A 4008-nucleotide genomic window follows, 5' to 3' on the forward strand; every position below is an offset into this window, starting at 1 on the left:
GACCCGTCCTGCACAGGACGGGTCACCCTCCTCAGAAAGCTCGCCGTGGCGACGCCAGGGTCAGCGACCGACCGAGCCCTCGGTGTAGTCGTCGTCGCCCGACTTCGCCCACGCGAACATCCCGCGCAGCTCGCGGCCCGTGGCCTCGATCGGGTGCGCCTCGCCCTTGGCGCGGAGCTCCTTGAACTCGGGGGCGCCCGCGTCCTGGTCGTCGATGAAACGCTTCGCGAACGCGCCGTTCTGGATGTCCCCGAGGACGGCCTTCATGTTCTCCTTGACCCGCGGGTCGATGACGCGGGGGCCCGAGACGTAGTCGCCGTACTCGGCGGTGTCGGACACCGACCAGCGCTGCTTGGCGATGCCGCCCTCCCACATGAGGTCCACGATGAGCTTGAGCTCGTGCAGGACCTCGAAGTAGGCGATCTCCGGCTGGTAGCCGGCCTCGGTCAGGGTCTCGAAGCCGTACTGGACGAGCTGCGACACGCCACCGCACAGCACGGCCTGCTCGCCGAACAGGTCGGTCTCGGTCTCCTCAGTGAACGTCGTCTTGATGACGCCGGCGCGCGTGCCACCGATCGCCTTCGCGTACGAGAGCGCGATGTCCCACGCCTGGCCCGACGCGTCCTTCTCGACGGCGATGATGTCGGGGATGCCGCGGCCCGCGACGAACTCGCGACGCACGGTGTGGCCCGGCGCCTTGGGGGCGACGAGGATGACGTCGACGCCCTCGGGGGCCTCGATGTAGCCGAAGCGGATGTTGAAGCCGTGCGCGAACGCGAGCGTCTTGCCGGCGGCCAGGTGCGGCTTGATCTCGTCGTTGTAGATCGAGCGCTGGTGCTGGTCCGGCGCGAGGATCATGATGAGGTCCGCCCACTGGGCTGCCTCTGCGACGGTCTTGACCTCGAAGCCCTCGTCGGTCGCCTTGGCGATCGACTTGGAGCCTTCCTTGAGGGCGATGACGACCTGGACGCCGGAGTCGCGGAGGTTCTGCGCGTGCGCGTGTCCCTGGCTGCCGTAGCCGACGACCGCGACCTTCTTCTGCTGGATGATCGAGAGGTCGGCGTCGTCGTCGTAGAAGAGCTCTGCCACGGTGTTACTCCTTGGGTTCTTGAGGTGATGCCGAACACGATAGTTCGACGTCGGTGGGCAACGTGGGGGTGTCCACCGGGATGGACAGGGTCAGGCGGACCGGTGGGCGCGGTCGAGCGCCCGGTCGGTGATGGAGCGGGCGCCACGGCCGACGGCCACGGTGCCGGACTTGACGATCTCACGGACGCCGTAGGGGTCGAGCGCGCCGAGGAGGGCGCTCAGCTTCTCCGGGGTGCCCGTGGCCTCGATCGTCACGGCGTCGGGGACGACGTCGACGACCTTGGCGCGGAACAGCTCGACGACCTCGAGGACGCCCGTGCGGTTGGCGCCGTCGGCGCGGACCTTGACGAGCAGGAGCTCGCGCTGGACCGACGAGCTCTGGTCGAGCTCGACGATCTTGATCACGTTGACGAGCTTGTTGAGCTGCTTGGTGACCTGCTCGAGCGGGTTCTGGTCGACGTCGACGACCACGGTGATGCGAGAGATCTCCTCGTGCTCCGTGGGGCCCACGGCGAGCGAGTGGATGTTGAACGCGCGGCGGGCGAACAGGCCCGCGACGCGCGTGAGCACGCCGGGCTTGTTCTCCACGAGCACGGAGAGGGTGTGTCGGGACATGGTTGCGGCTCTCCCCGGTCTCAGTCTTCGCGGTCCCACGCGGGCGAGATGCCGCGTGCGTATTGGATGTTGTCGTTGCTCACGCCCGAGGCGACCATGGGCCACACCATCGCGTCGCGCGAGACGTTGAAGTCGACGACGACGGGCCGGTCGTCGATCTCCATGGCGCGCTTGATCGCGGCGTCGACCTCGCTCCTGGACTCGACCCGGATGCCCTCGCAGCCGTACGCGTCGGCGAGCTTGACGAAGTCGGGCACGCGCTGCGTGCCGCGGCCCGTGTGCAGGTCGGTGTTGGAGTAGCGGGACTCGTAGAACAGGGTCTGCCACTGGCGGACCATGCCGAGCGAGGAGTTGTTGATCAGCGCGACCTTGATGGGGATCTCGTTGATCGTGCAGGTCGCGAGCTCCTGGTTCGTCATCTGGAAGCAGCCGTCGCCGTCGATCGCCCACACGGTCTTGTCGGGCTGGCCGACCTTGGCGCCCATCGCGGCGGGGATCGAGTAGCCCATGGTGCCGAGGCCGCCCGAGTTGAGCCACGTCTTGGGGTGCTCGTAGCGGATGAACTGCGCGGCCCACATCTGGTGCTGGCCGACGCCCGCGACGTAGATCGAGTCGGGGCCGGAGATCTCGCCGAGGCGCTGGATGACGTGCTGCGGGGCGAGGTGGCCGTCCTCGGGCTCGGAGTAGCCGAGGGGGTAGGTCTCGCGCCAGTCGTCGATCTGGCGCCACCAGGCACCGAGGTCCGGCTGCCCCTTGGCGGCGTGCTCACGCTCGAGCTCGGGCAGCAGGTCGGAGATGACCTCGCGCAGGTCGCCCACGATCGGGACGTCGACCTCGCGGTTCTTGCCGATCTCGGCGGGGTCGATGTCGGCGTGCACGATCGTGGCGTGCGGCGCGAAGCTCGAGAGCGTGCCCGTCACGCGGTCGTCGAAGCGGGCACCGAGGGCCACGACGAGGTCGGCCTTCTGGAGCGCGGCGACCGCGGGGACGGTGCCGTGCATGCCGGGCATACCGAGGTTCTGCGGGTGCGAGTCGGGCAGCGCGCCGCGGGCCATGAGGGTGGTCACGGCGGGGGCGCCCGACAGGTCGACGAGCCTGCGCAGCTCGGCCGAGGCGTTCGCGCGGATCGCGCCACCGCCCACGTACAGCACGGGGCGCTTGGCGGTCGCGAGCAGCCGGGCGGCCTCACGGATCTGCTTGGAGTGCGGCTTGGTCACGGGGTGGTAGCCGGGCAGCTGCAGCTCCTGCGGCCACGAGAACGTGGTGCGCGCCTGCATCGCGGACTTCGCGATGTCGACGAGGACTGGCCCGGGACGCCCGGTCTGGGCGATGTGGAAGGCCTCGGCGATGACGCGCGGGATCTCGTCGGGGTCGGTGACGAGGAAGTTGTGCTTGGTGATCGGCAGGGTGATGCCGACGATGTCGGCCTCCTGGAAGGCGTCGGTCCCGATCAGGGACGCGCCGACCTGGCCCGTGATGGCCACGAGCGGGATCGAGTCCATGTTGGCGTCGGCGATGGGCGTGACGAGGTTCGTCGCGCCGGGGCCCGACGTGGCCATGGTCACGCCGACGCGGCCGGTCGCGTGGGCGTAGCCCGAGGCCGCGTGGCCGCCGCCCTGCTCGTGGCGCACGAGGATGTGGCGGAGCTTCTTGGAGTCCATGAGCGGGTCGTACGTCGGCAGGATCGCACCGCCGGGGATGCCGAAGACGACGTCCACACCGGCTTCCTCGAGCGAGCGGACGATCGACTGCGCGCCCGTCACCTCCTCGGGCCCGACGACGAGGCCGGGGGTGCGCTCGCCGGTGACCGAGGCGCGTGCACGGCTCTCGGGGCGGGCTGCGAGGCTCGCGGGGGAAGGGGCTGGCTTCGGCGCCACGGCCTCGCCGGCGGGCGCGGGGGCGCTCGGCGTCGGCGGGGCCGGGTGGGGACCCTGGACCATCGGTATCTCCTGTTTCTCGGTGGCGACTGGCTGCCACCGGCTGGATCGAGCTCACCGTGGTGGTGCTGGTACTTCTGGTGCTCTCCGTGCTGTTCTGCCGCGGGGTGGTGCGGTCCGGTGACCGGCTCCGGAGCGGGGTGTGCCCGGAGGGGATGGTCATGACGGTCGTGGTCGTGACATGAAAAAACCCCTCGTACCCGGTGAGGGCTCTTCGAGGGGTGAGCGCGCTGACGAGACCTGGTTGCTTGGCCTCAGCCGGCGCGCTCAGGAAGTACTACGAGAAGGATCGTCTGCACGTTGTGCACACTACGCCCTCGATCCGGCGATGTCATGCGTCGGGCCGGACGTCTCAGGGAATGGGACG

The 4008-nt window shown here is 69.5% G+C and carries 3 protein-coding genes; all 3 read right to left on the reverse strand.

The genetic code is table 11. The features are described 5' to 3' along the window. Window positions 1–60 precede the first annotated feature (60 nt). The 3 genes from ilvC to ACFRCR_RS17465 all read right to left on the reverse strand — a co-directional run bounded on the left by ilvC (window position 61) and on the right by ACFRCR_RS17465 (window position 3644). Window positions 61–1089, reverse strand: coding sequence for a ketol-acid reductoisomerase (ilvC, locus tag ACFRCR_RS17455; RefSeq protein WP_138823696.1), 1029 nt, complete (start codon window positions 1087–1089; stop codon window positions 61–63). A 90-nt stretch (window positions 1090–1179) separates the two neighbouring features. Beyond that, entirely contained in the window at window positions 1180–1704 is a 525-nt protein-coding gene (gene ilvN / locus ACFRCR_RS17460; RefSeq protein ID WP_377679304.1) for an acetolactate synthase small subunit, read from the reverse strand. A gap of 20 nt (window positions 1705–1724) precedes the next feature. Beyond that, on the reverse strand, window positions 1725–3644 hold the full coding sequence (locus tag ACFRCR_RS17465; RefSeq protein WP_377679306.1) for an acetolactate synthase large subunit: 1920 nt from the start codon (window positions 3642–3644) through the stop codon (window positions 1725–1727). Window positions 3645–4008: the final 364 nt, after the last annotated feature.

The sequence above is a fragment of the Oerskovia sp. NPDC056781 genome (genome assembly GCF_042789955.1).
Taxonomy (GTDB): Bacteria; Actinomycetota; Actinomycetes; order Actinomycetales; family Cellulomonadaceae; genus Oerskovia; species Oerskovia rustica.